General features: G+C 43.8%; 28 protein-coding genes. 12 read left to right on the forward strand and 16 right to left on the reverse strand.

Annotated features, from left to right (window positions below; genetic code table 11):
* The first annotated feature begins 24 nt into the window (after positions 1–24).
* The 8 genes from I2I04_RS06085 (at position 25) to I2I04_RS06120 (ending at position 9,367) form a co-directional block, all read left to right on the forward strand.
* Complete coding sequence (locus tag I2I04_RS06085) at positions 25–855, forward strand: M23 family metallopeptidase (RefSeq protein WP_004313633.1); 831 nt, start codon at positions 25–27, stop codon at positions 853–855.
* A gap of 23 nt (positions 856–878) precedes the next feature.
* Positions 879–1,160, forward strand: coding sequence for a hypothetical protein (locus tag I2I04_RS06090; protein WP_009017568.1), 282 nt, complete (start codon positions 879–881; stop codon positions 1,158–1,160).
* Between the two features lie 14 nt (positions 1,161–1,174).
* Entirely contained in the window at positions 1,175–2,959 is a 1,785-nt protein-coding gene (locus I2I04_RS06095; protein WP_004323424.1) for a hypothetical protein, read from the forward strand.
* A gap of 19 nt (positions 2,960–2,978) precedes the next feature.
* Positions 2,979–5,228 carry a zincin-like metallopeptidase domain-containing protein gene (locus tag I2I04_RS06100; protein WP_004308690.1) on the forward strand — a complete coding sequence of 750 codons (2,250 nt, stop codon included), beginning with the start codon at positions 2,979–2,981 and terminating at the stop codon, positions 5,226–5,228.
* 11 nt (positions 5,229–5,239) lie between these two features.
* Positions 5,240–6,796, forward strand: coding sequence for a glucosaminidase domain-containing protein (locus tag I2I04_RS06105; protein WP_004308692.1), 1,557 nt, complete (start codon positions 5,240–5,242; stop codon positions 6,794–6,796).
* Positions 6,797–6,808: 12 nt separating this feature from the next.
* Positions 6,809–6,985: a hypothetical protein gene (locus tag I2I04_RS06110; protein ID WP_004313634.1), complete on the forward strand. Its 177-nt coding sequence runs from the start codon at positions 6,809–6,811 to the stop codon at positions 6,983–6,985.
* Positions 6,986–7,067: 82 nt separating this feature from the next.
* On the forward strand, positions 7,068–7,679 hold the full coding sequence (locus I2I04_RS06115) for a hypothetical protein (protein WP_004308698.1): 612 nt from the start codon (positions 7,068–7,070) through the stop codon (positions 7,677–7,679).
* Between the two features lie 5 nt (positions 7,680–7,684).
* Positions 7,685–9,367 (forward strand): zincin-like metallopeptidase domain-containing protein, encoded by a 1,683-nt coding sequence (locus I2I04_RS06120; RefSeq protein ID WP_004308700.1) that lies wholly within the window; start codon positions 7,685–7,687, stop codon positions 9,365–9,367.
* A gap of 54 nt (positions 9,368–9,421) precedes the next feature.
* On the opposite strand, the gene I2I04_RS06125 is transcribed toward I2I04_RS06120, so the two are convergent.
* The 4 genes from I2I04_RS06125 to I2I04_RS06140 form a co-directional block, all read right to left on the reverse strand.
* Entirely contained in the window at positions 9,422–9,793 is a 372-nt protein-coding gene (locus tag I2I04_RS06125) for a hypothetical protein (protein ID WP_004308703.1), read from the reverse strand.
* A 10-nt stretch (positions 9,794–9,803) separates the two neighbouring features.
* Positions 9,804–10,088: a hypothetical protein gene (locus I2I04_RS06130; RefSeq protein ID WP_004308705.1), complete on the reverse strand. Its 285-nt coding sequence runs from the start codon at positions 10,086–10,088 to the stop codon at positions 9,804–9,806.
* A 4-nt stretch (positions 10,089–10,092) separates the two neighbouring features.
* Positions 10,093–10,287 (reverse strand): hypothetical protein, encoded by a 195-nt coding sequence (locus tag I2I04_RS06135; RefSeq protein ID WP_004313635.1) that lies wholly within the window; start codon positions 10,285–10,287, stop codon positions 10,093–10,095.
* 431 nt (positions 10,288–10,718) lie between these two features.
* Positions 10,719–11,204, reverse strand: coding sequence for a hypothetical protein (locus tag I2I04_RS06140; protein ID WP_004323429.1), 486 nt, complete (start codon positions 11,202–11,204; stop codon positions 10,719–10,721).
* Between the two features lie 15 nt (positions 11,205–11,219).
* Between I2I04_RS06140 and I2I04_RS23175 the strand changes: the two genes are divergently transcribed.
* A complete protein-coding gene (locus I2I04_RS23175; RefSeq protein ID WP_008659509.1) occupies positions 11,220–11,459 on the forward strand; it encodes a hypothetical protein in 240 nt (79 codons plus the stop codon).
* A gap of 184 nt (positions 11,460–11,643) precedes the next feature.
* Here I2I04_RS23175 and I2I04_RS06145 read toward each other — a convergent pair whose 3' ends face one another.
* Positions 11,644–12,000 (reverse strand): hypothetical protein, encoded by a 357-nt coding sequence (locus I2I04_RS06145; RefSeq protein WP_004308712.1) that lies wholly within the window; start codon positions 11,998–12,000, stop codon positions 11,644–11,646.
* 175 nt (positions 12,001–12,175) lie between these two features.
* Positions 12,176–12,646: a hypothetical protein gene (locus I2I04_RS06150; protein ID WP_004308716.1), complete on the reverse strand. Its 471-nt coding sequence runs from the start codon at positions 12,644–12,646 to the stop codon at positions 12,176–12,178.
* Positions 12,647–13,115: 469 nt separating this feature from the next.
* On the opposite strand from I2I04_RS06150, the gene I2I04_RS06155 reads away from it, so the two are divergent.
* A complete protein-coding gene (locus I2I04_RS06155) occupies positions 13,116–13,289 on the forward strand; it encodes a histone H1 (protein WP_004308720.1) in 174 nt (57 codons plus the stop codon).
* Positions 13,290–13,418: 129 nt separating this feature from the next.
* Here the strand turns inward: I2I04_RS06155 and I2I04_RS06160 are convergent, their stop codons facing one another.
* From I2I04_RS06160 to I2I04_RS06190, 7 genes are all read right to left on the reverse strand, one after another.
* The gene (locus tag I2I04_RS06160; protein ID WP_004308721.1) at positions 13,419–14,861 is read right to left on the reverse strand and encodes an OmpA family protein; all 1,443 of its coding nucleotides are present in this window, start codon (positions 14,859–14,861) and stop codon (positions 13,419–13,421) included.
* Between the two features lie 53 nt (positions 14,862–14,914).
* Positions 14,915–16,372, reverse strand: coding sequence for a MobV family relaxase (mobV, locus tag I2I04_RS06165; protein WP_004323434.1), 1,458 nt, complete (start codon positions 16,370–16,372; stop codon positions 14,915–14,917).
* A gap of 206 nt (positions 16,373–16,578) precedes the next feature.
* Positions 16,579–17,439, reverse strand: coding sequence for a hypothetical protein (locus I2I04_RS06170; RefSeq protein ID WP_008640423.1), 861 nt, complete (start codon positions 17,437–17,439; stop codon positions 16,579–16,581).
* A gap of 24 nt (positions 17,440–17,463) precedes the next feature.
* Entirely contained in the window at positions 17,464–18,021 is a 558-nt protein-coding gene (locus tag I2I04_RS06175; protein ID WP_004308724.1) for a hypothetical protein, read from the reverse strand.
* The gene (locus I2I04_RS06180) at positions 18,018–18,413 is read right to left on the reverse strand and encodes a hypothetical protein (RefSeq protein WP_008640424.1); all 396 of its coding nucleotides are present in this window, start codon (positions 18,411–18,413) and stop codon (positions 18,018–18,020) included. The genes I2I04_RS06175 and I2I04_RS06180 overlap by 4 nt, the downstream gene beginning before the upstream one ends.
* Positions 18,414–18,423: 10 nt before the next feature.
* Entirely contained in the window at positions 18,424–18,870 is a 447-nt protein-coding gene (locus tag I2I04_RS06185; protein ID WP_004308726.1) for a hypothetical protein, read from the reverse strand.
* A gap of 17 nt (positions 18,871–18,887) precedes the next feature.
* Entirely contained in the window at positions 18,888–19,937 is a 1,050-nt protein-coding gene (locus I2I04_RS06190; protein WP_004323439.1) for a hypothetical protein, read from the reverse strand.
* Positions 19,938–20,172: 235 nt separating this feature from the next.
* Here I2I04_RS06190 and I2I04_RS06195 point away from each other — a divergent pair, with 235 nt between their 5' ends.
* Together I2I04_RS06195 and I2I04_RS06200 are read left to right on the forward strand one after the other, a co-directional pair.
* Positions 20,173–20,817 carry a recombinase family protein gene (locus tag I2I04_RS06195; RefSeq protein ID WP_004308728.1) on the forward strand — a complete coding sequence of 215 codons (645 nt, stop codon included), beginning with the start codon at positions 20,173–20,175 and terminating at the stop codon, positions 20,815–20,817.
* A 183-nt stretch (positions 20,818–21,000) separates the two neighbouring features.
* On the forward strand, positions 21,001–21,141 hold the full coding sequence (locus I2I04_RS06200) for a hypothetical protein (RefSeq protein WP_008016945.1): 141 nt from the start codon (positions 21,001–21,003) through the stop codon (positions 21,139–21,141).
* A 44-nt stretch (positions 21,142–21,185) separates the two neighbouring features.
* Here I2I04_RS06200 and I2I04_RS06205 read toward each other — a convergent pair whose 3' ends face one another.
* The 3 genes from I2I04_RS06205 to I2I04_RS06215 all read right to left on the reverse strand — a co-directional run bounded on the left by I2I04_RS06205 (position 21,186) and on the right by I2I04_RS06215 (position 23,583).
* Positions 21,186–21,866 (reverse strand): hypothetical protein, encoded by a 681-nt coding sequence (locus I2I04_RS06205; RefSeq protein WP_004308730.1) that lies wholly within the window; start codon positions 21,864–21,866, stop codon positions 21,186–21,188.
* Positions 21,867–22,337: 471 nt separating this feature from the next.
* Positions 22,338–22,592, reverse strand: a complete 255-nt coding sequence (locus tag I2I04_RS06210; RefSeq protein ID WP_004313639.1) for an LPD11 domain-containing protein — start codon at positions 22,590–22,592, stop codon at positions 22,338–22,340.
* Positions 22,593–23,082: 490 nt separating this feature from the next.
* A complete protein-coding gene (locus tag I2I04_RS06215) occupies positions 23,083–23,583 on the reverse strand; it encodes a DUF4313 domain-containing protein (protein ID WP_007218096.1) in 501 nt (166 codons plus the stop codon).
* Positions 23,584–23,653 lie beyond the last annotated feature (70 nt).

The following is a 23,653-nucleotide window of genomic DNA, read 5'->3' on the forward strand; positions in this document are numbered from 1 at the left end:
ATAAGAATCAAATATAATCACATAATGAAATATACAGAAGAAATGATCCTGCAATCCGAAAGTGGATACTGTATGCCTTTTGAAGAACGGAAGGGCAAGGATGTGAAACTATCGCTCGGCTATGGCGAACAAACCGATCCGACAACGGGCAAAACATATTTTCATCATGGCATCGACTTCGATGTACGGTGTTACACACTGGCGGCTGTCGCCAGCGGTATCGTGTCAGGTATAGGCAATGACCCTATACTCGGCATCTGCCAAACTATACGCTATGGGGAGTATGAAGTGACCTATGGGCATTTGTCAAATGTCTTCGCCCAGTTCGGACAGCGTGTCAAGGCCGGACAGACTGTAGCTTTAAGCGGTGACAAGCTGCATATCGGGATACGCTTCAAGGGTGAGGAACTGAATCCGCTGGAATTTCTAACCATGCTGTATGGGAATATCCAAGCATTGTGTCATGCTGATGGAGGCGAAGCGGCAACATCTCCCAACATGGAGATGGCACTGACCACCGATTACGAGCAGGACAGACAGGAAATAGAGGAATTGATGCTACGTTTCCTGCCCTACTACATGGAAGACTTACAGCGTGGTGCATACCGACTTCCTCCACATACGGAGCAGTCACTCCGCCATGTCTTTACAATGGGAGCAGTCAAAGAATATTTCTATGAAAATATGCCAAGTATATCCAACCCACTCGGACTGGGACATAAAGCAATGCCGCTTGCTTGTAAGGTGCAGAACCTACTCATTGCGGACTTCCTGCATTACCTTGCCCTACGGCATGGCGTGTACTTATCGACGATGGGCGATGATGTAAAAAAAAACTCTACGACGAAGCCCTGACCCATAGTGGTATCATTGACCCACTGGCAGAATTAGACATAGACATCCAGAGCTTTGACATACCGAGAGCAGTCACGGTATATCCTGACCGGGCCGGTGTGCGCTGGTGGACGAAAGCATGGTTCAATAACCGGGAAGAGGGCGAAGCATCGGTGGAGATTGAGCGAGAACAAGCGATACGCTTCATTCACGACAACATCGAGAAGGATGTATGGCTGGAAGAGTTTTATCCCAAACAGATGGAAATTTACCACAACGCCATCGAGCAGACAAAAGAGCAATTATTAATGAATAGAATAGGATAAACATATAATACACTATGGACGGAATCAAGCATAGCGGACGGTTTGCAGAAATGGAACGCCTCGTGAACGACTATTTCAACTGCCATATCGCACCCATCATGTCAAAAACGCGGACTGACCTCATACGGAATCAGGGAGAGGAAATGAAAGAATATTCCACCTCTTTAGGTGGTATTCTCAGTATGATGGCATCTTCGGCACAACCAATGAGCGACCCCTATCAAGCACTCAAGGTCACAGGCGAATGGAACTCCAAAACAACAGAGGACTATATCGAGATGTGCAAGACGGAGATTACCGGTTCCGAGGAAATGCAGCAAGACCTTGCGTATATGGCCGGGCAGTGGCGGGATACCGTCGTGCAGGAAATCGGAAGGGCACGTTACAATGAGTTGTCAGAACAGCTCGGTTGTGACCTCGCCTATGCCTATATGGACCACCGAATAGAGGAACTGATGATTGACCGGTTGGTGAAAGAACGTATGCCCAAGTCTTCCGCTGACTACATCATCCGAAAGGCTGCCGAATCGAGTCTGCTGGGATTATCGCAGACGTTAAGCCGTTCACCGCTGACCGATGAAATAGAGGCACGAGGCGAAGCAGCTTACCGCCCGAACAGATGGGAAAAAGGTACGGGATGGATGTTGGGCACAGCCGCAGATACCCTGATGATGGGTGGTACTGGTTCATGGACGACACTGGCAAAGTTTACCGGTGCAGATGTGGCTATTGCAGCCATCACCAATCATTTTGAAGGCAAGAAGCCTGATACCCTTTCAGTAGAACAGTGCATCAGTAAAGGAGTGTTCGGCAGAGACAGAAACGTATTCGACGATTTTCGCAAAGAGGCAGCCCAAATACAAATCAAAGAGAACACGGCGATTGGTACAGACAACAAGCAACTGAAAAAGAAAATCCCTGTCATGGACTTTGGCTTCATGGAATGGACACAAAACCAGAATAGCGGTTTATTGTGGCCGAATGTACAGAGCAAGGAAGAACAGAAATATGAGGAACGGTACAAGGATGTGCCGATTGTTGTTGCTCCCGGACAGGAAGAAGCCTACTTGCAGTCTTTGGAACAATGTGACAAAGCGAAAATGGTCAGGACAGAACAGGATGAAATTATGAAAGAAGAGAAGCATGAAACTGTTGTTCCTGCCAATGATGCGGAACAACATGTACAAACGATACAAAGTGCGCAAGTAGCACAGGGAAACGGTTGGGGCGGACTGCTTGGTATGCTGGGACTGGATGGCATAGGTAATATCACAGGCAATCTCGGTTATGTAATGGCCATGCTCCCTGATGTTCTACTGGGAATATTCACAGGCAAGACAGAATCATTGCATTTGGAAGACAATATGTTACCGATAGCGAGCATTGTGGCGGGTATGTTTGTGCGTAACCCGTTGCTGAAAATGCTCCTGATAGGCCTGGGAGGTATGAACTTGTTGAATAAGGCAGGACACGAAGCCTTGAAAGAACGAACAGAGGGAAAACTGAACGTAACAAATGAGAACAATGTGCAGTACCGACGCTATACAAATGAAACTCTGAACCCACGTATAGTAAACCCTGTATTGCAAGATAGTACGTTGATTGCCACGATAGACCGAGTACCGTGTACCATCCAGTTGTCACCGATTGTAGCAGAAGCCTACCGTACCGGGGCATTGCCTTTGAACACGCTGGCAAATGCTGTCCTTGCCAAGAACGACCAGCTTCGCCAGGCTGCCGCACGGAATTATGAGGACGGAAAACTGGAAACCATCGTGCGCCCACGGGGTATTCAATAATCCTATAATCAAATAAACGATGAAAGAAAAATCGCAAATCGAAAAGAAAGCCGAGGAAAAACAAATCACCTTGCTTTCTACGGCTTTGAGTGAAGCCTCGAATGCCGGTGGACACTGGCTCAACGCATCAGGAAAGGGATACCCGCGCTTCTATCCAAAGGGTGTTTCTGTCAGCGCATTCAATGCACTATTCATGACGCTGCATTCTGATAAAAATGGATGCAAAACCAACCAGTTCACGCTATTCAGCGATGCCAAGGCACAAGGAGCCTCGGTGCGTGAGAATGAGCAAGGCGTTCCATTTTTGTTTTATAATTGGAACAAGTACGTTCACCGCAATAATCCAGAACAGGTTATCAGTCGTGATGACTACATGAAACTGTATGAAGAGGAACAAAAATTATATAAAGGTGTACATAACCGTGAAATTCGCACTTTGTTCAACATTGACCAGACGACACTACCCTACGTGGATAAGGAGCGATACGAAACGACGTTGCGGCGGTATGGAAGTGCAGTGGAAAGAGGATATACGGAAGCTGACAACCGACGGTTGCATATTCAATTCAACGACTTCCTACTGAGGATGCGAGACAACCTTGTGCCTGTTCGTTTGGATGGAAGCGGTGTACCCCACTACGAAACAGATAAGGATGCGGTCTATATGCCGCGACAAAGAGAGTTCAGACATTATCACGACTATATACAGGAAGCCTTGCGGCAAATCGTGAGTGCTACCGGACACCAACAACGATTAGCGCGTGAAGGTATGGTGATGAAGAACGGTGTGGCTCCTTCGGAGGATGCTGTCAGACAGGAACGGTTGGTAGTGGAACTGGCTTCAGGGATTAAAATGTTGGAACTGGGGTTGCCAGCACGGTTGTCTGAAGAAAGTCTGAAGACAGTGGAATACTGGTGCCGGGAGCTAAAAGAGAACCCGAACTTGATGGACGCTCTCGAAAGTGACGTAAACAATGCCATCGAAGTAATCAATAAAGCGGAACGGGGCGAGAAAATCGAATACGCCACCATGCGCAACCGGCGAGACACTTCAACCATGCAGGAGCAAATGCCCAAACATTATTTTGTGTCGAACGAGATTCGGCAGCATCCGGATAAAGAAACGAAAAAAATTGTGCTTGTTATTGACCCACAGGCAAAAACCGCAGATGTAATTCTTCCAGCAGGGGCTTCTACAGAGGCAGATAACGAGATACCGGGAATGAACAAGGGACGTATCATGCGAGCGTTGCAGAAAGATGGAATCGAGCAGGTACGCTTCTACAATACGGATGGTGCATTAGGTTATCGACCCGATGACAGTTATTTTGCCGAGAAGATAATTATGCTGGCCCGGCTGAAGAATTGGGCAATGGAGAAGCTCTCCACACTGGACGTGGCGTCAGCGGTCAAACAGGCGAATGAGATCGGATTTGACCACGTAGAGATGATTCAAGATGATAAGAAACGATGGGCACTTTATATCAAACCCGAAAATAAGAGCGGATATAGCATCTATCCTGATAAAGAAGATATAAACCGCTTCTTTTCAACACTCAAGCAAGCAATGGATAACATCGGTAAGGTTCGGATGGAACTGGCGCACAAGTATTATGCGCTGGCCGAGGTCAAACCTGACCTGAAGGTGGATTTGTTCAGCAGCGAAATGCCGGAAATAGACTTGAACCGTATCCAGCGTGTTTCGGTTTTCAAAACCAAACAAGACGGCATACAATGCGTCGCAACTATTGATGGGCAGAAACAGCCTGCCCGAAGTGTCACTCCGCAACAGTGGCAGCGGATGTGGATAGCGGAAGAGCGTGACAGCTACAAACGTCATTTGGCAGCTACCTTATTCGCAGACGTACTACAAAAAGGACAATCGCAGGAGGCACACACCGGAGAGAAACAACAGAAAGAAGCAGAGTTGTGGCCGATAGAAACGGTAGCGCAGGAACGGACGGAATCAGACAACAAGGGTATTTCACCGGAACGGCAGTTGTGGGACAAACTTAAAGCGAATCATCCCGATGCCTTGCAACTGCTTCGCACGAAAGATGGTTATCGGCTCTATAACGAAGATGCGGTACAGGGTGCAAAGATATTGGGCATAACCCTAAAAGAGTATCCGGAAGGGGACATTACGGCTTCAACGGAATTTTCAACGGAGCAGCTCGACAACTATCTGTCTAAGCTCGTCCGTGCCGGGGCACGGGTTGCTATAAGTGACATGGAGGAACAAGAAACACACAGAGGTTTTCATAGATAAGGAGTAAGGAAATGAGCAAGAACCAACAATACGCAATGAAATATGCAGAGTATGCTATGGAGCAGATGCGCCGGTACGGAATCCCCGCATCCGTGACGTTGGCACAAGGCATACTGGAAAGTTCCAACGGGCAAAGCCGTTTGGCGCAAAACGAGAACAATCATTTTGGCATCAAGGCTACGCCTGCATGGATTGCCGAAGGAGGAAGGTATGGTATATATACTGACGATAAGCCGAATGAGAAGTTTTGCAGTTATGACAGTGTGGGTGATTCATACGAACACCACTCCCGTTTTTTAAAAGAAAACAGCCGCTATGCCCAATGTTTTGCACTTTCGCCCGACGATTACAAGGGTTGGACACAAAATATCGAACAGGCCGGTTATGCCACAGGCGGAGAATATGCCGAGAGTCTGCAACGGATTATAGAGCAAAATGGCTTACAGCAGTATGACAAACTGGTGATGCAGGAAATGGAGACACAGGGTAAGCGGTTCGGTACGGAACATAATCCTCTCCGAACGTCTGAAAATTCAGAGTATGGTGCGAAGTACTCATTCCCGGTAGAGCGTGAAGAGTTTCTTTTTGTTACCTCGCCTTTCGGTATGCGGCAAGATCCGATGGACAACACGAAACAACAGATGCACAAGGGAATTGATATCCGTTGCAATGGCGATGCGGTACTGGCTACTGAGAACAACGGGAAGGTGGTGGCTGTGAATCAGAATAAGAACACGCCCGGTGGAAAATCGCTGACTGTGGAATATACCAGAACGGATGGCAGCAAGGTACAATGTACTTATATGCACCTTAAGGAGGTTACTGTAAAGGTCGGTGATGTAGTACAAGCCGGTGGGAAGCTCGGCACATCGGGCAACACAGGTACACGTACAACGGGCGAACATCTACATTTCGGCGTGACAAACTTCTATGCAGACGGAACAAAGCGTGACATCGACCCTGCGGCTTATCTGACTGAAATCGCACAGAAAGGTAATATCAAATTGGAAGTGTTGCACAACGGGAACAGCCTGCTCACCCGATATAAAGGAACAGAAGAGAATGCCGCCGGCAAAAACCTTTCGCCCGACGGATGGATGAAGAAGTTGCTTTCGTCAGAGGATAGCGGTGTGGGAATGTCAGGATGCAATGACCCTATAGTAGAGATGGCGATGACAGCCTTTAGTTCCCTTATGCTATTGGCCGTACAAATCGACAACAAGAACGAGGAGGAGCAAAAGACTGCCATATCCAAACAAATGGATAGTGGACGCATCAATCTGAAATCATTATTACCGGGCATGAAAAACTGCGAACTGGCAATCAGTGAAAATGGAAAGGCTATTCTGCGAGTGAACAATGGAGAACTGCGCATGTCACGTGAGTTGACTACTGCGGAGTTAAGCCGTCTGTCGGCAACACTGAATAACAATACTCTCACAGAAGAAGCCAAAAGGATACGTGTAACCGGTATGCTGAATACGGTTATCCTCTCGGAAGCGGCTTCACAGAATTTTGAACAAGGGATGTCCCAACAGCAGGGACAGACAGAGAACCTAAAAAGATAGAAGCGTGGCGATATGGTAAAATGCGTGATGATACAGCTATGCAGATGTCTGTTCGGACTGTCCTACCTTGCCTTGTATGTCCTGCTCTGCTACCAACTCTTCGGCTGGGTAGCAACGCTCATTATCGTGAGCGTTCAACTGTTCCTTGCCGGATGGCTGATCTGGGCAATGATACGAGCACCCGATTAAGAGCAATGATTTAGCAGTTCAACAACAAATCATGGCAACACAGTTGTCGGGTGATTATGTATCACATTAAAAGACAATAGAAATGATAAAATGTAATGTTACGGTATGTGGCGTTATCGGACGTGATGCGTCGATACGCACCAATAAGGAAGGGAAAACGTTCCTGGTTTTTCCTCTTCGAGTAATGATCCCTGACACTGACGGGAAGACTATGCCTATTGAGGTGGATGTCAGCAAAGATACTGCCGGAAAGGAGGTTTCCAAATATCGAAATGGTTCCCGCATCGAGGTTTCGGGGACAATGTATCTCAAACACCGTGGTGACAAACTTTATTTCAATCTTTTTATTAACGAAATTCGTACAGCTACGGCAGATGCGAAAGATACGGTCAAGGGCGAATTAGTATTTCGAGGTAAGGTCGGGCAGCATATCGAGGAAAAAAGGGATAAGAAAGACCAGCCTTACACAATGTTTTCGGCATTCAGTACGGAGAAAGTAGAGGATGGCTTTGAATACCAATGGGTACGTTTTTTCTGTTTTGGCAAAGAACGCGAAGCATGGTTACAGCCGGGCGTGCGAGTGGATGCCAAAGGTGAAATATCCCTTTCGGCATATAACGGAAAGCTGAATGTTTCATGCAAGGTGGAAGAACTTGTACAGTATGTAGCAGATTCGTCTAATTCCAATCAGTAAAGGATATGGCCGGATATAAAAAACAGCACACGGACGGGCCGAACAGCGAAGATAAAGCATTAGACCTCTTCGCTGAAATGATGATTGAGAAAATCGAGAGTATCCGTAAGGATTGGAGAAAGCCATGGTTCACAGAAGAAGCGTTACAATGGCCCTGCAATCTTTCCGGACGCGAGTATAATGGCATGAATGCCATTATGTTGCTTATACATTGTGAAAAGGAAGGTTACAAGATTCCGCGCTTCTGCACTTTTGAGTGTGTACAACGGCTCAACAAATCCGATAAGGACAATCAGGAGAAACCTCGTGTTTCTGTACTTCGTGGAGAGAAATCATTCCCAATCATGCTGACTACATTCACCTGCATACACAAGGATTCTGGTGAGAAGATTAAGTATGATGACTACAAAAAACTATCTGATAACGAGAAGAAGGAATACAATGTTTATCCTAAGATGCAGGTATTCCGAGTCTTTAACGTGGCACAGACCAACTTGCAGGAGGCAAGACCGGAGCTGTGGCAAAAACTCGAAAAGGAGTATTCGCTACCGAAGATTGAGAACGGAGAGTATTTCAGCTTCGCTCCCGTCGATGCGCTGATAAAGGACAATCTGTGGATTTGTCCGATCAAACCACAGCATCAGGATAACGCTTACTACTCTATATCGAGAAATGAAATCGTTGTGCCGGAAAAGGAACAGTTCAAATCTGGAGAGGCGTTCTATGGAACACTATTCCATGAGATGACACACTCGACCGGTGCGGAAGGAGTTCTCGACCGTATCAAGCCGACAACTTTCGGCTCGGCAGAGTATGCGCGCGAAGAATTGGTAGCCGAGTTAGGCAGCGCATTGGTTGCCCAACGTTACGGCATGACGAAACATATAAAAGAGGACAGTTGTGCCTACCTCAAAGGATGGCTCGACGAATTGAAAGAATCGCCACAATTCATCAAGACAACTCTGTTGGATGTGAAAAGAGCGGCTTCTCTGATTACCCAAAAGGTGGATAAGATTGCACTGGAATTGGAGCAGAACATTGATGAAGAGCAAACAGTAGCACCGAAAGAAAAAGTGTATTATTCTTCCGTGGCCTATCTTCAGCTTACCGATGACACGATGCGGTTGGACGCATTCAAGGATAAGGGGGACTACGAAGGACTGCTGACTCTCGCCAAGGAGTATTATGACGGTAACGGCATTAACGAAGAATATACTTATTCTTCTCCCATACAGAACCGAGGAGACAATCTTTTGATTGAGGACAAGGATTTTGCTGTGGTGTACAATGGGAGTGTCGGGGGAACTTATGAAGTGATGCTGAAATTCACGGAAAAGGAAGTACGCGACCATATCAGGCGTTATGGTATCGAACATGCTGGAGATACATTAAAAGGGGTAGCCAAGGAGATGGCTGCGGAACAATTCGCTATCATGACACAACAAAAGATTCCTGCATTTGAAATGCCGAATGGTGATGTGCTGTATGTCAGCTATAATAAAGAATCCGACATGATAGATATCGGGCCGGTTACTAATGCGGGACTTGTCGCACAACATCGTTTCCCATACGACCATAATGCTTCGTTGGATGCCAACCTGCAAACCGTGAACGAAAAGCTGAATAATATGGAGGAATACCGGGAAGAGCTACAAGAAGCAGAGTACAGCGGCGGAATGCGCCGATAAAACGGAAAAAGATGCGGAGCTGTTTGCTCCGTACCTTTTCTTGAATTTATTTTATTACTCTAACAAATTATCTATCATAGACTGTAAATTTGTTATATCGCAATACTGATTATGTCCCCCTCTGTAATCTTTCGCGTGTTGGGCTGTCCGGATTAAGAAAGAATCGAGTTCTATTTTTACACCGCTACCCATTCGGGACAAACCGGAAGAGTGACTGATGTAAACGAATTTACCGTTACGTTCTATGAAACAAGAGGTATTATAATGCCCCTTTAAGTTGAATGTTACTTTTGCGCCAACGGCTGTTGCGTACTTGGAAATCTCACGTACTAAGGCCGTTTGGAAACTGCGGTATTTTTTTGAAACATAGACTCCTGCATCTGCAAGGATTGCGTTCTGCCATTTGGTATAAAAATTCTGTGCCATATTTTTAATATTAATTCTGTAAATAATTCTCCCAATTCTCTTTGTCAATAGTTAATTTGTTCATTTCCCAATCGTATTCCACTTCCGGCATATCAGAATAAGGGAAATACACAGTGTAGCCTATCTGTCCATAAGAACAATGTAGCGGTATAACGCAAATCTCCTGACCACAATAAGGCTGTGGCGTACAATATTTCTTCCAATCAAAACGACCTGCTGCTATATTGCAGCAAAGTAATTTTAGAGTTACTATACCTTTCCAACTCTGAAAATCTTTTTTATAACCTTTTTTCATACTACTAATGTGCTATATTATAATAAACTTCGGGTTCACTTGACACGTTGTAAATCCAGCTTCCGCAACGTACCAATAGAGCATTCTTGCCATAATAGAGTTTCTTCATTCCGGTTATACTTCCTGTTATGTGAAAGTTAGGGAAACGACTGATGTCTATTTTCTGTGCATCGCATCTGTAGAGTGTTTTAGTTCTCATTGCATTTATTTTTTTAAGTTGTTTTTTATTTCCCTCTTCTTGAAGCCTTCCGACTTTACCCAAGAGGTTGTTTCATGTGCATTTTCAACGGTGGATGCAAGAACTATGAGCAAGTAACCGGAATGAAATTTTATGAATACCGGAATCTGTGATTGCGGAAGGTTACGTCAAATTTCATTTCAGGTAGCAACAGCGGTACTTGAACATCGTTTGCCACCGTACCTTTGCGCACGAAACAAACAATGGTGCATGTCGGGACTGTGAGAATGTAATACAATTAGAACAGGTAATATAGAATCGGTAAAAGAGGCTGTGAATTGGTAACAGAGGTTCGGCAGAACATGGTCTATAAAAGTAACCGGACTGTTATATAGGAAGATGATAACCACCCGCTTGAGTTGCGGGTGGCTTTAAAAAAATTATATGGAGTATCAGAAGTGATAGTCGATGACTCCTCCGATATAGAGTATCGTTCCCGGTTCAAGCGTACAGACAAACTCCATAAATGCAAAAGATTTTTCGGCAAATGACTGGTATCCCTCTCCGTCCAAATAGAAATGATACGCAATATCCAATGGATTTTCCAATGCCTTTTCAAGTTGATAAACAGGGCCTACAAACTCCAACATATTTTCCGTCGTAATAGCTTCAGCTTTCTTACGGATGTTAGTCACAAAGTTCTCTTTCCATTGTTCCACACCACCAATGTAGCGTATGGTGTCATCACCTACAAGTTCGAACATATCTTTTGGTAGAGCAGTATTGACCAAATAACGAATATCCTCCTTACGTTCTTCGTCATCTATCTCCGCACAATAGTCATAGAAACTGCCATCTCCTTGATGGAGAGTGTCTTCATTCAGATAGTTTTCTTTTTCTATCCACATTTTAGAAATCTGAAAAATTCGGCTGTGCATAATTTTGAAATTTAAATGATTAAACTTTATTCCCTTTACTTGAAGCTCTTTCGGCTTCTTGTCAGGAATGATTTTTATGCGAAATTGACAGCAAGGAAAGGATGGATAAGGCAAGTAAACAGTGAATGGAATGAAGTGGAATACCCAAATCTTCGATATGCGGAAGGCTGCCACAAGTATCCGGGAACTGTTAGCGCAGCGTTACTTGACGACCATTCTAAAGCTGTATCTTTGCATACAAAATCTCTCAGATAAGAACTGCCGATGTGCGATATAAAGAATATCTATAAAAGACTGGAGAAGCACTCTGAGACTGTATAAAAGGACTGAAGGCGACAAAGTCTCCAATCTGCATGAAATCAGAGAAGCTTATCGGATAATGATAGTTCGCTGCACGCTGTCAGCATACCGTCATTTCGTTTTCTGCATCGGATTAGTCTTAGCCTGCGGCATATTCATAGATGTTACAGAAAGAATTGTCGTTTTCATCTTTCCGTTGTTCGGCAATAGCAAGAATTTCTGTTATTGATTCGACAGACTGACCGCTTATCACCTCAAACCACTTGAATACTTCTGTCTGGTTGACAAAATATTCCTTGTACCATTTGTCGTCTGGAGTACATAGGTCTGCAATGTACTTTTCGGGAAAGTATTTACTCTCTTGGTCATTTGTCCAGTACTCCGCCAGACCCGACTCTTCCGATTGATAGAAATAACATAGTGTTGGGAATTTCTCACATACCAGTTCAAGTGTTTCATCACACGGAAACCAAGCCGTTTCCGTTGTGAATTTCAAGAATGTCAGGCCAATAAATGTGTTATACTGTTTAGAAACGGAGTACGACGAGTAAAAAAGGAATAGGACCGGTTGTGGGAGTTCGGTGGAGCATGGCTATAAGAGTAATCGGGCTGAATATACAATACAAGGAAATGCTATCCACCCGCTTTGGCTACAGGTGGATATGTTATTGTCATTCCGCACCTCTCATGATGGTGAGTTGGTCGGGACGGTTAGGAAACCAATAAGAATCACTGTCAATATATACACATCTGCCACTATTACAGAGATTCCCAAAAGCTAAGACCTCACAAGGTCCAAATATCACTCCATAATCGTTTGTAAACGCCACCATATCTCCCACACTCAAGTCGTTTTCCGTATCCATCACCTTGGAAAGGTGGTCGTAAAACTCAATACCTTCAGCTTCACGTTCTGTTTTCCAACGCAAAAAGTCTTCTTTATGACTTCTACCGGTATGTATCGGTGATAATTCAGAAGGAAAAACCTCCGCTTCCGAAGTATCAGATGCAATCAAAATAACGCTATCCTCTTCAATGTTTTCCGGAATAGAAGCCACTTGGTAAACCCCATTAGACAGACCACTATCTGGGTCATGCCAATAAAGAAGATTACCCAACTTGATAAAATCGTATTTTCCCATATTCTTTGATTTATTATTTCCCTTTGCTTGAAGCTCTTTCGGCTTCTTGCCGGGGATTGATTTTTATGCAGGATTAACAGTGGAATAAGGGCGATAAGACAAGTAAACAGTAAATGGAATGGAACGGAATACCCAACCTTCGAATGTAAGAGCAGAAGCAGGCTTGTCCTTTTATACCTTGCAATGAGAAGGGGACTGAAAGTCAATCTTTGATTTGAGGAAGGCTGCCGTAAAATATCCAGGAACCGTTAGCATAGCGGTGCTTGACAATCGTCCGGACACTGTACCTTTGCATATAAAATCTCTTCGGCCAGATTTGCCGATGGTGCGATAAGGGAATACTCAGAATGGAAAAACATAAAAAGGGGTATCATATTATAGGCGAAATATATAACAGAGCTAATATAAGTCCTAAAAAAATATTTTTGCTATCTTTGCCAGCGTATTATATAATATTAAGAACATAACAATGGAAAAAACATTTACACAAATCTGTGAATTGTTCGATCAATTCTCAAAAGATGCCAACCTCCAGATGGAGAAAGGCAACAAAGCTGCCGGAACTCGTGCCCGCAAAGTATCACTTGAACTTGAAAAACTTCTCAAACAGTTCAGAAAAGAGTCACTTGAAGCATCGAAATAATTTTCATTCTGGTTCTGACAGTAGGAAAATGGCGAACTTCACGTGTACCATATCGAAAAAGCCTCTTCGCTTCACAGCGGAGAGGCTTCATTGATTATGACAAAGTTAAACATCAATTATGCGAAATTTCTATTTCGCTTTTGGAAAAAACAACTCCACTTTCGTATGTCTGTTGGCTTCCACGGGCGTATAGTCGGCAATTCCACCTTTGCTAACTCTGATAATCCGCTTGGCTGGTATTCCACGTTGTTCCAGTTCTGCGGTAATAAAACCGGCTCTCGATATACTCAAAGAATCATTGATACTTGATGTTCCTGTAGAACTGTCAGCAGCACCAGTTACCCTCACGGATAAACTGTATTTCTTAGCTACACGAGCCAGTTCGTCAAGATTAAGCCTCTGTGAGGTATCCGTCAGATGTGTCGTATTGAGAGCAAAAAAGAAATAGATGGGTGTACCGATGCACTCTCCATCAGCGTATGAAAGAACCGTGGAATCCATAGCGAGGGTGTCCTGATGGGCGGACTGCACATTTCGGGAAGCCGTGTAATTATATGATGGCTTTCCATTCTCTGTCTGAAGAATAGTCGTGTCAAGAGGTGACGACCCGTCCCAATAGCTATGCTTCAATCTTGCACGAAGCGAGTTCAAACCGCTATAATTATTTATAGGATATCTGCATCCGGTTATATCGTCGTTGTCAAAGATATGGCTATATGTATCGAGTAGTCCTTCGATTTCCAGAATTTTCTTTAATTCCACGAGTGTTCGCTTATCTTGATTGTGACGTCCCACATAACGCCTGTTCTCCTCCGAAAGGAAGTTGCCATAATCGACAAGCAGTTCGTTCCGATGGATGTATGGTGCCGTATCCACCGCGCGCTTCCAGCCGACCTTACCGAGATGAAAGGTGAATCCGGCAGTCAGCGAAAGCATGTGATCGCCCAGACGGTTTGGATAGCCATATCCGTCGAAATCCTGGAATGTAGTTGTGTTAGAGAGTTCCAGCATAGCACTAACCCGTTTGGAAATACGGTATTGTGTTAGTATGCCGTAAGAAAGCGCAAAGGGATTGTTCCCGTTGGTGGCGTTATGTAGCAGACCGACACCCATAAAGGGTGCAAGCCTCCAACGTACCTGTTCCTGTCGGGCATATCTGCGTCCAAGGAGATTCCACAGGAGATCTGCATGGATATAATGGTAGTCCTGCGTAGATAATTGTGCATCCTTAAACTGCAAGCCACTATAATTTACCCTTGCGCCGACCAAAGGAGTAAACCATTTGCCGACGGCGAGGCTGTACGAAGGTTTCACTCGTCCAAAAAGGTCTTCACAACCGAGAGGTGTACCAAGAAAAACTGTCGCACCTCCGGATATGCTAACAAACCAGTTGCCGGTTCGAGATGCCGGAAGTAGCACCCCGTTGAGATAGACGGGCTGCATCGGTTGAAGCAATTCCGCTACTTCATAATGAATAGTGTGTCGTACAGTGTCCTTCTGTACGGGTTGTACACTTGCTTGTGCCTGCAACGTGCAGAGCAAAGCGAAGATGAAAATAATTTGTTTCGTCATATTCCAATGATTTCATTAGTTATACTTTTAATCTGGTGTAAGGCGTATGCCATTTACCGTTTAGATTTCTTGCCGATAGTCGAGCGCATCATGCGGCTCGCCATCCTCATACAGCGAAGTGCCCATGCTCGATTGTCCTCGTCCTCGTCGCGTCCCCATTTGAGGTCACTCCCTCCGCCTCCACCACCATGTGATTCGGCAAATGTAGTGGCATCATCTACCATTCCGAGAAATAGCATTGTCGCACAGTGCATGATTTCCGTACCCCGCTCGGCGATAGACTGTACCAGTGAACCGTCAAAGAGCTGCCGTTCTGAAACATTCATTTGTGCCGATGCGTTACGATACTCGCTGATTACACTCTCCAGTAGGACGTCTTTAAACAAGCTATCCACTTTGGAGTGTACATCACGGGAATATTGATAGGCCTCCTCTTTGAGTTCTTCGGTACGTTCTTCAATGGCTCCCATATCCTTTTTCAGTTCGATGAGTTGCCGGTCAGCCGTCTGCAACTTTTCCTGCTTGTCTGCCAGTTGCCTGATGATTCCTTGCAGCTCTTTTTCCAACATTTGTATTTGGATTGCCAATTCTGCCGCATTGCCTTTGTTTTCTTTTAAATTGTACTCGGCTGCCGATAACAAGGTTTCTTTTTCAGTTTTCTGCTTTTCAAGATTGCTAACCATTGTCGTAAGCCCTTTGACTCTGCGTTCTGCCAACCGGATGTCTGATTGAAGTTCACCCAATACCTGTTGATGGAGTTTGATATTATCCTCGATTGTTGTACACTCTTCAGACAACATTCGGCGGTATTCCTCAGTCGTTCTGTGCCGTGCACCCGTTTCGGATATGCTTGTTCCTCTTGACATTCCCCACTTTGTATTGACTTCTGCGAAAAAGTCCGTATGAAGTTGTTTCATTCTTGCACTATATTCAAACTTATCCTTACCGGCGAAGATTTCCTTGTACGCAAAGCGACTATCCTTGATTGGCAGAAGCGTACAGTGGATATGCGGGTTCAATTCATCCAGATGTACAATGAATGCAGCGATGTTCTGCTCACCATATCTGCCACAAACGAATGAATAAACATCCTTGGCCCAGCGTTCAATGTCACGCTTCCGTTCGATGCGGGTATTGTCCGCACCTTTTTCAAAGTCCACCTGTTGCGTACCGAAAGCAAGTTCCTGCATTCGCTGCCGTGAACCGCCGAAGATGATATTTACCACCGTGCGGTATTTTGGTTCGAGCAGCCCCTCATTAGGATCTTTGATTCCACGGTGACTTAATATGTCCGCCATCCGTTTGGGAATGCTACGGCTTGTGTCGATGGGATGTATTTTACCTCCGGGCGCAATCTCGAAGTTCAGCCGTTTACGCGTAGGATCATAATTTCCCTTACTCATAGCGTACTTCTCTGCCTTTTCACTACGGTCACGCAGATGTTCATTACTTTGGGCGGTGGTAATCCCTTTCGACACCTGCACGTCGAGTACCTGTTTTTGATTTGCCATACGTTTTTCATATTGTTTCGGACAATCTACCGTGTCCCAGCTTGCTGCTTGTTCGGACACCCTTCCCACCAACGTCAGGCAGGTGGGGTATTAGGCTCCCCCTTCCCTTTGTTCGTGGCAGGCGGGCAAGCCCGGATGCCTTCTATAACTGGCAGGGGGGCTTCACTGGATACAAAAGTGGATTGTTGCGGTTATACATTCTGTTTTCAACCTCCAATCTGATACGTTGCCTCCTGTGCCTTTGCCGCAAATGCCAGAAAAGGCTTAAAAAGCGTTTTAAGGAACTCCCTGTCATCTTCATCATAATCGGAATTTTCATCCCTATCTACATCAAGAATAAGCCCGGCAATACCTTTCGAAGTTGCAATAAGTCCTGTCCAGTCCCCATACAATTCCAATCGGAAGTAGTCCATAAACTCTGCACTGTCATCGAATCTCGACTTACGCAGTGCCCGTTGTATAGCGGCAAATGTAATGCACTCCAAAGCTACCATACGAATCTTGACAGCTCGTTCATCATCATCCGCTGCCGGATTGATGCGAGTGATACTGTCCGGAGATGGGCAGCTATCGCATATGCCAGCTTCATCCATTGCCCGACGAACAAGTTGCTCACACTTGATTCCGATCTCGTCAAGGGACACTTTGCCGATTATCCAATCGGACAATGCCTCACGTAGCTGTTCTGCAAGGTTCAACTTCTTCTGTCCATTGCAAGACTCCGTGGATTGGCTGGTTTGCACAGTCATGGTAATGATGACGCTTTTGGAAAGCCGGATGCGATTCAACAAGCCGAACTCTTCCATTACATCCAAAAAAGAACGGACAGTAGCCCTATGCCAATGCCATTCCGATGAAAGGTCAGAAACAGTCACGTGGCACTGGTTGGGTTGAAGTTCGTAGCCTTTGTTCCTTAAAAAAGGGGAAACAAAACCTGCCAAAGATTTATCCAATAAATCACAGAAGGCTTCTGTCTTTGTTTTTCGTTCACCGACTTTCTCCTTGAGGTAGTCAAATACTTCTCTGTCTGCCAATATAGGGACAGCTATTTTCTGCTTGGTTTTCATTTTCATTTCATTTTTTAATTATTACTATTGTGCGGATATATCAGTGTTGCCGCTATCCGCATCTTGCGGCAATATCGCGTGATGATGGTCATAATAACTTTCGGCTAATAGTCTGGGGAATTTCATCCATTCAGAGATTATGCCTATGTCCTGAAATTCGGTCATAACCCGAACAGAGGGATAGAACAGGGCAGCCAAAAGAAGATAGGCGGCAGTTACCGCCGTTGTGTACAAGTGTGGAACAAAACTGATGGCCAAAGCCACCAATGAGAGTATGACAAACATACATGATCGGTCACATAAACCTCTTAACAATCTGTCCGCTCTTCTAAATGAATATATAGTGGCACAGATAGCAGTTGAAAGAAAAACACCGAACTCGCCAACATGTCCGCTGATGTAAACATAGTGGAAGAGCAATAGCAGAATCAATACGACCTGTACATATAGTTTACGAGCCTTTACACTGTGTATCATAGCATCGTAGAACCTTACCATAAAAGAACGGTGGCTTTTGTACAATGCTAATGGCAATACGAAAAGCGTTATACAGAAGATAAGTTGTAGTATATTCCAAATCATAAATAATAGGGTTTCTCGCGTATTTGAATGGGGGATATCATCAACTCTAATTGGACAATATTGTGGGTGGCCAATAGGATGATAACTTCGGCGTCCCTCGGTGAAAGGTATATCGCTGCTTTCTTAATACGTTGCTTGAACGTATGCTCCTGCTTACGGTAGGCTGCCAATGCCTTATCCAGTTTATGTTCCGGAATTGTCCATGTCATGCCTTTGGCGTATGAGCCTTTGTCTTTGTAAGCCCGCAGTACCAACGTGCGGGAAACAATGTAATTGATATATCCGTTTCTTGACAAAGCATACTCCTTATAGAAATTGTCATCAACAACCTCTATCCATGTCCGGTATTCCCTAATCCAATAAACCATTTGTCGGTATAGTGTGTCCCGCATAACATGACCATTAAAGGAAATCCATCAAGAGATCGTCTTTGTTCTTCTTATACTTGAATGTGCCACTTTTGGAATGAAGATCCAAATCAAGGCACAGCTCGCCGTACATCTGCTCAAGAGAATCATAGATGGTGACAAGAATGCTATTTACCTTACCGTCTGCATCTGTCTTGCAATTCATCTTGAACATCTGTCCAAATGCCGGGTTGGAGTATGCACAGGTGCTATGCCCGAATTTGTCAGCGTGCGTGGGGATGTGGTGGTAGAGAGTTATAAGCTCCATATCGTCCTCAAACAGATCCATCACTTCCTCCAAATCGTAAGGGTCGCGTAGCGGGAAGGTCAGTAGGGCGTAGTCACCGTAGAATTGTGCTTCCTCCATTGTCGTCACATCGAGTAGTTGCGGTAGTTGCAGAGGGACAAATGTCATAAAGTCATTGAAAAAATGTCGTAACATATTCATTTTTTATATTGTTAGAGCGTCTGTATGAAAATATCCATAAGCATTCCTGGCAGTTCAGTCAGTTGACCACTTTCCGATTGCAGGATTCGGCTCAAGGTTTTGAACGCCACAGGTGTCTGTGCCGCCATCCTGTCAAGTTGTTTCCGTTCTTTATCGGAAAGCAATGTCATAGAGAATCCGTCCAATGAAGTATAAGGGTGGATAAGCATCCATATATAAGCATGTGCTTGCGAAGAAGTCTTGATTTTTTTGTTCCGAACATCTTCTATACAAATCTGCATATTTTGTATTTGGCGACGATTGGTGCGCATTGTCAAATAAAGCATAGCCTCCCGATAGGTAATCTCCTTTCTCTCAGCGGCAAAGAATATCTGCGAACAACACTGTTCAGTACCACGTGTGATGTCAGCCATACTCTCACCTTCGAAATCGTGCAAGTGAGAGAGGAACGCACGGAATATAGCATCTTCTTTAGTGATATAAGTAATCAGTTCATTGCGGCTATGTATGCCGTTACGGATAGTTCGGGTCAGTAACATACGGTAAGCCGCAAGGATTTCCTCTTTGTTACCCTTATGAAGCGGAAGATTATCCAGTGAGTTGAAAAACGGGCGGATTTCTCCAGCGGCATGATGCAGTTCCTCATCATTGTTATAAGGTGAGAACTCTCCTTTGAGAGCCAAAAGTTCCTGATAAGTACGCGTCTTTGAGAGGGCTAAGCGTGAGAACTCAGTGCGGATAGAATCATGCAGTCTGATACACTCTTCACGCTGATTGGAATGGGGGTGGCTGAGCGTATCATTCCGGAGATACCTAAAAACAGAGTCTTTTACTGTTTGCCATTGTAGGATATGCTTGGTCAATACTTGAAATGAGGAATCTTTCTGACGTCGTATATTGTACAAGTACTCCCTGTATATTCCGGCAGGATCGTTCGTAGCTTCAGACAATGATTTGCCATTTCTATCGCTGCATGATATCAGGCCCAATATGGCCAATGAAACGATACATCTTCCAGTCAAAAATGATGGAGTCTTGTAGTATGATTTTAAAATTTTCATATTTAACAATTCATATTTAACGATGCAAATCTATATATTATTTTTATTGTAAAAGCCCTTTTATATCGCATTTAGTATAATTTTTGGTATCATATTAATAATATGATTATCAATGAAAACAAGTGCAAGAAAAAAAGCTAAAAAAAGGATTTAGCGAGATTTTTGCCACGATATGATTTTAGATTAAAATGAAAGTGCTATATTTGCACTTGTTATCAAAACAGTGTATATTAAAATGGCAAAAGTTGGCTATATATTCAAGGAAAATAATGACAGTTTTGATGCTGAGAGAGAATGGATGCAGCGATATGGTTGTGTACAAATCGTAGAGGAAACAGTTGAACATGAAACATTGAGACCTATGTGGAAACAGCTTATGGCGAATCTTCAAAGGGGCGATGAAATAGTCATATCCAAATTCAGCAATGCTGCACGCGGTTTAAGAGAACTGGCCGCGTTCATCGAACTATGCCGTATCAAAATTGTACGTGTCATATCCATTCATGACAGAGTTGATACTCGCGGTGAATTATTCCCCGGTACGACAGCAGCCGATGTGTTGTGGATAATAGGGGCATTTCCGGAAGAAATTGCCGCACTACGAAAATATTCCGCTCATGTCGAGAAGTTACGCCAGAATATCAAAGCCCCGGCTGTGCCGAAGGTATTACCTAAAGCTGAACGAGATAAGACAATCGTGGATATGTATATCAACGGGCATTCTTTCGATGACATTTGGGCTGCAAGCGGTTTTAGCAGCAAAAGTTCTATTTGGCGCATACTCAATAAATATGGCGTAAAACTTGATCGTGGCCAAACCAGCGGTCCGCGTGTCAAACAGAACCCGAAAGAGGACGGAACAAATGAAGGTAACTCCTGATAGAATTTTCAGATAATCAGGATCGTATATTTGTTTTTCGGTTATTATTTTGTATTTTTATTATTGTTAAAACTATAAAAGTAAGACTTATGGGAGATATTATAATTGTATTGCTGGTATTCTGGGTTGTCGGCAAGCTCTTGAAGGGCGTGTTTGGCGGTTTCAGTAAAAGCAGCTTCAAAGATGATAAGTAGGCCAGCCAAGGGATGGGTAAATACGGTCAAAAAAGACTGGTTCAAGAGGCGTGAAATTGTAAAAAGGAAGTGGAATGGAATAAATATAAACGGAGCTTCCGGCAACAGGAATCCAGGATATATCGGTTGAGATATACCCTGAATACATGTCAGATATTGTCTGTCCGGAGATGTTTAGGCTTTCCACCTATACCCCTCGTCTGTCAGTTCCAAGTATTCCTCTAATCCCGGTTTTACGAAAAAGACAATTTCAAAGGCTTCGTTACTTCCGTTATCGGGGAATGTCATGTCGGTTTCTCCATTTCGGATAGTCCCTTTGCCCACGTTGGAACCAAGGTCTTCATCCGCATAGGCATATTGAAACTCGACGTCCGGAAATATCTCGGAGAGTGTTTGGATAAGCAGAGGCACACCTTCCCAAGCCGTATCAAACCAAAGCACGTTCGGTTCTTCAAAATTCTGATTAAAGGCATTCCATTTTGTACCCCAGTTGGCAATAGACCATTCATACCAAGTAGGATAACCGTATTTTCCCCAGTTTCTCAGATATGTCATTCCAAGTTGTAATGCTTCTTCCCTGACTTTTTCCTCCTGAATTTCCATCCATTGAATGACTTTCAGGTCGTCCTGTGAATTGAACGGTTTACGTTGCTGTGCTATGATATACTGCATACCAAATTCCCCAGAAGTGGACGCTTCTATCAGTAAGTCCTTTGGCATAGGGATAATGTTGTTGAAGTCAATATAGCAAGGCGTACTGTCTTCATCAGTTTTTCCTTTTAAGAAATCCATCACATTTTGTACTGTTTCTCTGTCTGCGTTTATTTCTAAACGGTTTGTTACATAATTAGGCATGATTTTAATGTTTAAAGAATTGGTTAGTATTAACTTTTATTTCCCATATTGTCGGTTCTTTACTGATTGAACCGTTTTGGGATTTATGGATGCGGTAAACGGATGTCGATACAGCTTCATACGGCAACTTTTCTTGCCAAATTACTCTTGCGCAGGAAGGAAGAATTTTGTAAGAAATACACTTCAAGTAGCAGGATCAAGCGCGATAGCCGACCTTTGCATTTGATAAAACCAAACCGGTGATAGGATGAAGAATAGATGGGAGATAAAATGAAAAATAATTAATATAAAAGAAGAATGCTATTCCTTTTGCAGAAATATAAAAAAGGAATAGAATGATATAATTATAAAAGAGGGACTATTATTACCCTCTCAATTATAAGAGGGTATGTTCTCAAACTCCGACCCTTATTTGTAATACTGTAATACCGCAACACCTCCGTTAAAGGTTATTACGGTATTTTTTTTGAATTATTCTTGTGTTACTTCCATAGCATTGCTGTATTCTTTGATTTGCTCCATTGTCAGCCATTCGGGTTTTTCGTTTTCTCGGAAGCTGTCGTGAATTTTCGTCATGTATTCAATTTGTGCCTTTTCAGAACCAGCCCACAAACGACGAGAACTTTTGTTTCCAAAGCCAAGATAATATTCACAGTCGGCTTGCAAACGCCCCAATAACATATACCTGAATTTTAAATCGTGCTGTAATACTTCTTCTATTGTCATACTCGTTTTCGTTTTTAATTAAGTTTTTTATTTTCCCTTTTTTCAAGTCTTTCGACTTTGCCGGAAGGGTTGTTTTTCATGTGCGTCCCAAACGACGAAGCAGGAACGCAGTGCAAGGAATCGGAAATGAAATTTTATGAATACCGAAATCTATGATTTAGGAAGATTACGTCAAATTTCATTTCGGATAGCGTAGCGATACTTGGATAGCGTTCGTTCGCCGTAATTTTGCACACGAAAACAAGACCGGGCGAAAGTCTGGATAACGACAGGAAACATCAACATTCATTACATAAGGGCTGTAAAAGAGAAGCAGGCAGTTACGCTGCTATAAAAGGGAAACAAGGAAATTAAAAAAGTGGGCACGGAGCAATCTGTAAAAAAGGGGGATGCCACCTGTCTTCGGGCAAAAGAAGATACCATACCGATAGGATTTAACCGATACGGTATCTCTTTGGTAGTCATCAGTACCATACTTTCAGAAAACCATTTAAAAACATTCGATATTCGCCTCTTGGAAAATCTGCGGGGCGTGCTGATAAAGCAAAGGAAGATTCAATACCGCCATTGGATATTCCACAAATCCGCTTCTACGCTTGTAACCTGAATAGGTCGCTAAATTATTTGTCTCCAGAAACTCCATTGCATCCGGATAATGATTCACATCAATAAATGTACGGTCTGGCAAATCGAGTGCATCCATGCTCTCCAAATTGACGGATAGCACGATATACTCTGTTTCATCTTCCACACTTTGCAAAGTAAGTGCTAACCAGCCATTGCCATAAAATTGAGGCATGAGATAAAAGCGTTCTCCACGAAACTCGTATTCTTTCCGCGTTAGGGAGCTGTCCGGCTCTACCAAGCGAAAATCATCCTCTCCAGAAACAAATTCTGTTGATGGGTCGCTGACATCCACATACGTTCCATTTACATTGTGACACAAATACTCTGCATTTTCTGAACGAACAATCACAAATTGAATTTCCATACTTTTAAAATTTAGCTATTAAACATCATGTTCTTTTTTTCCCTTTTTTCGGAAGCCTTTAGGCTTCTCC

The sequence above is a fragment of the Bacteroides sp. 1001136B_160425_E2 genome (assembly GCF_015559655.1).
GTDB classification, from domain to species: Bacteria; Bacteroidota; Bacteroidia; order Bacteroidales; family Bacteroidaceae; genus Bacteroides; species Bacteroides luhongzhouii.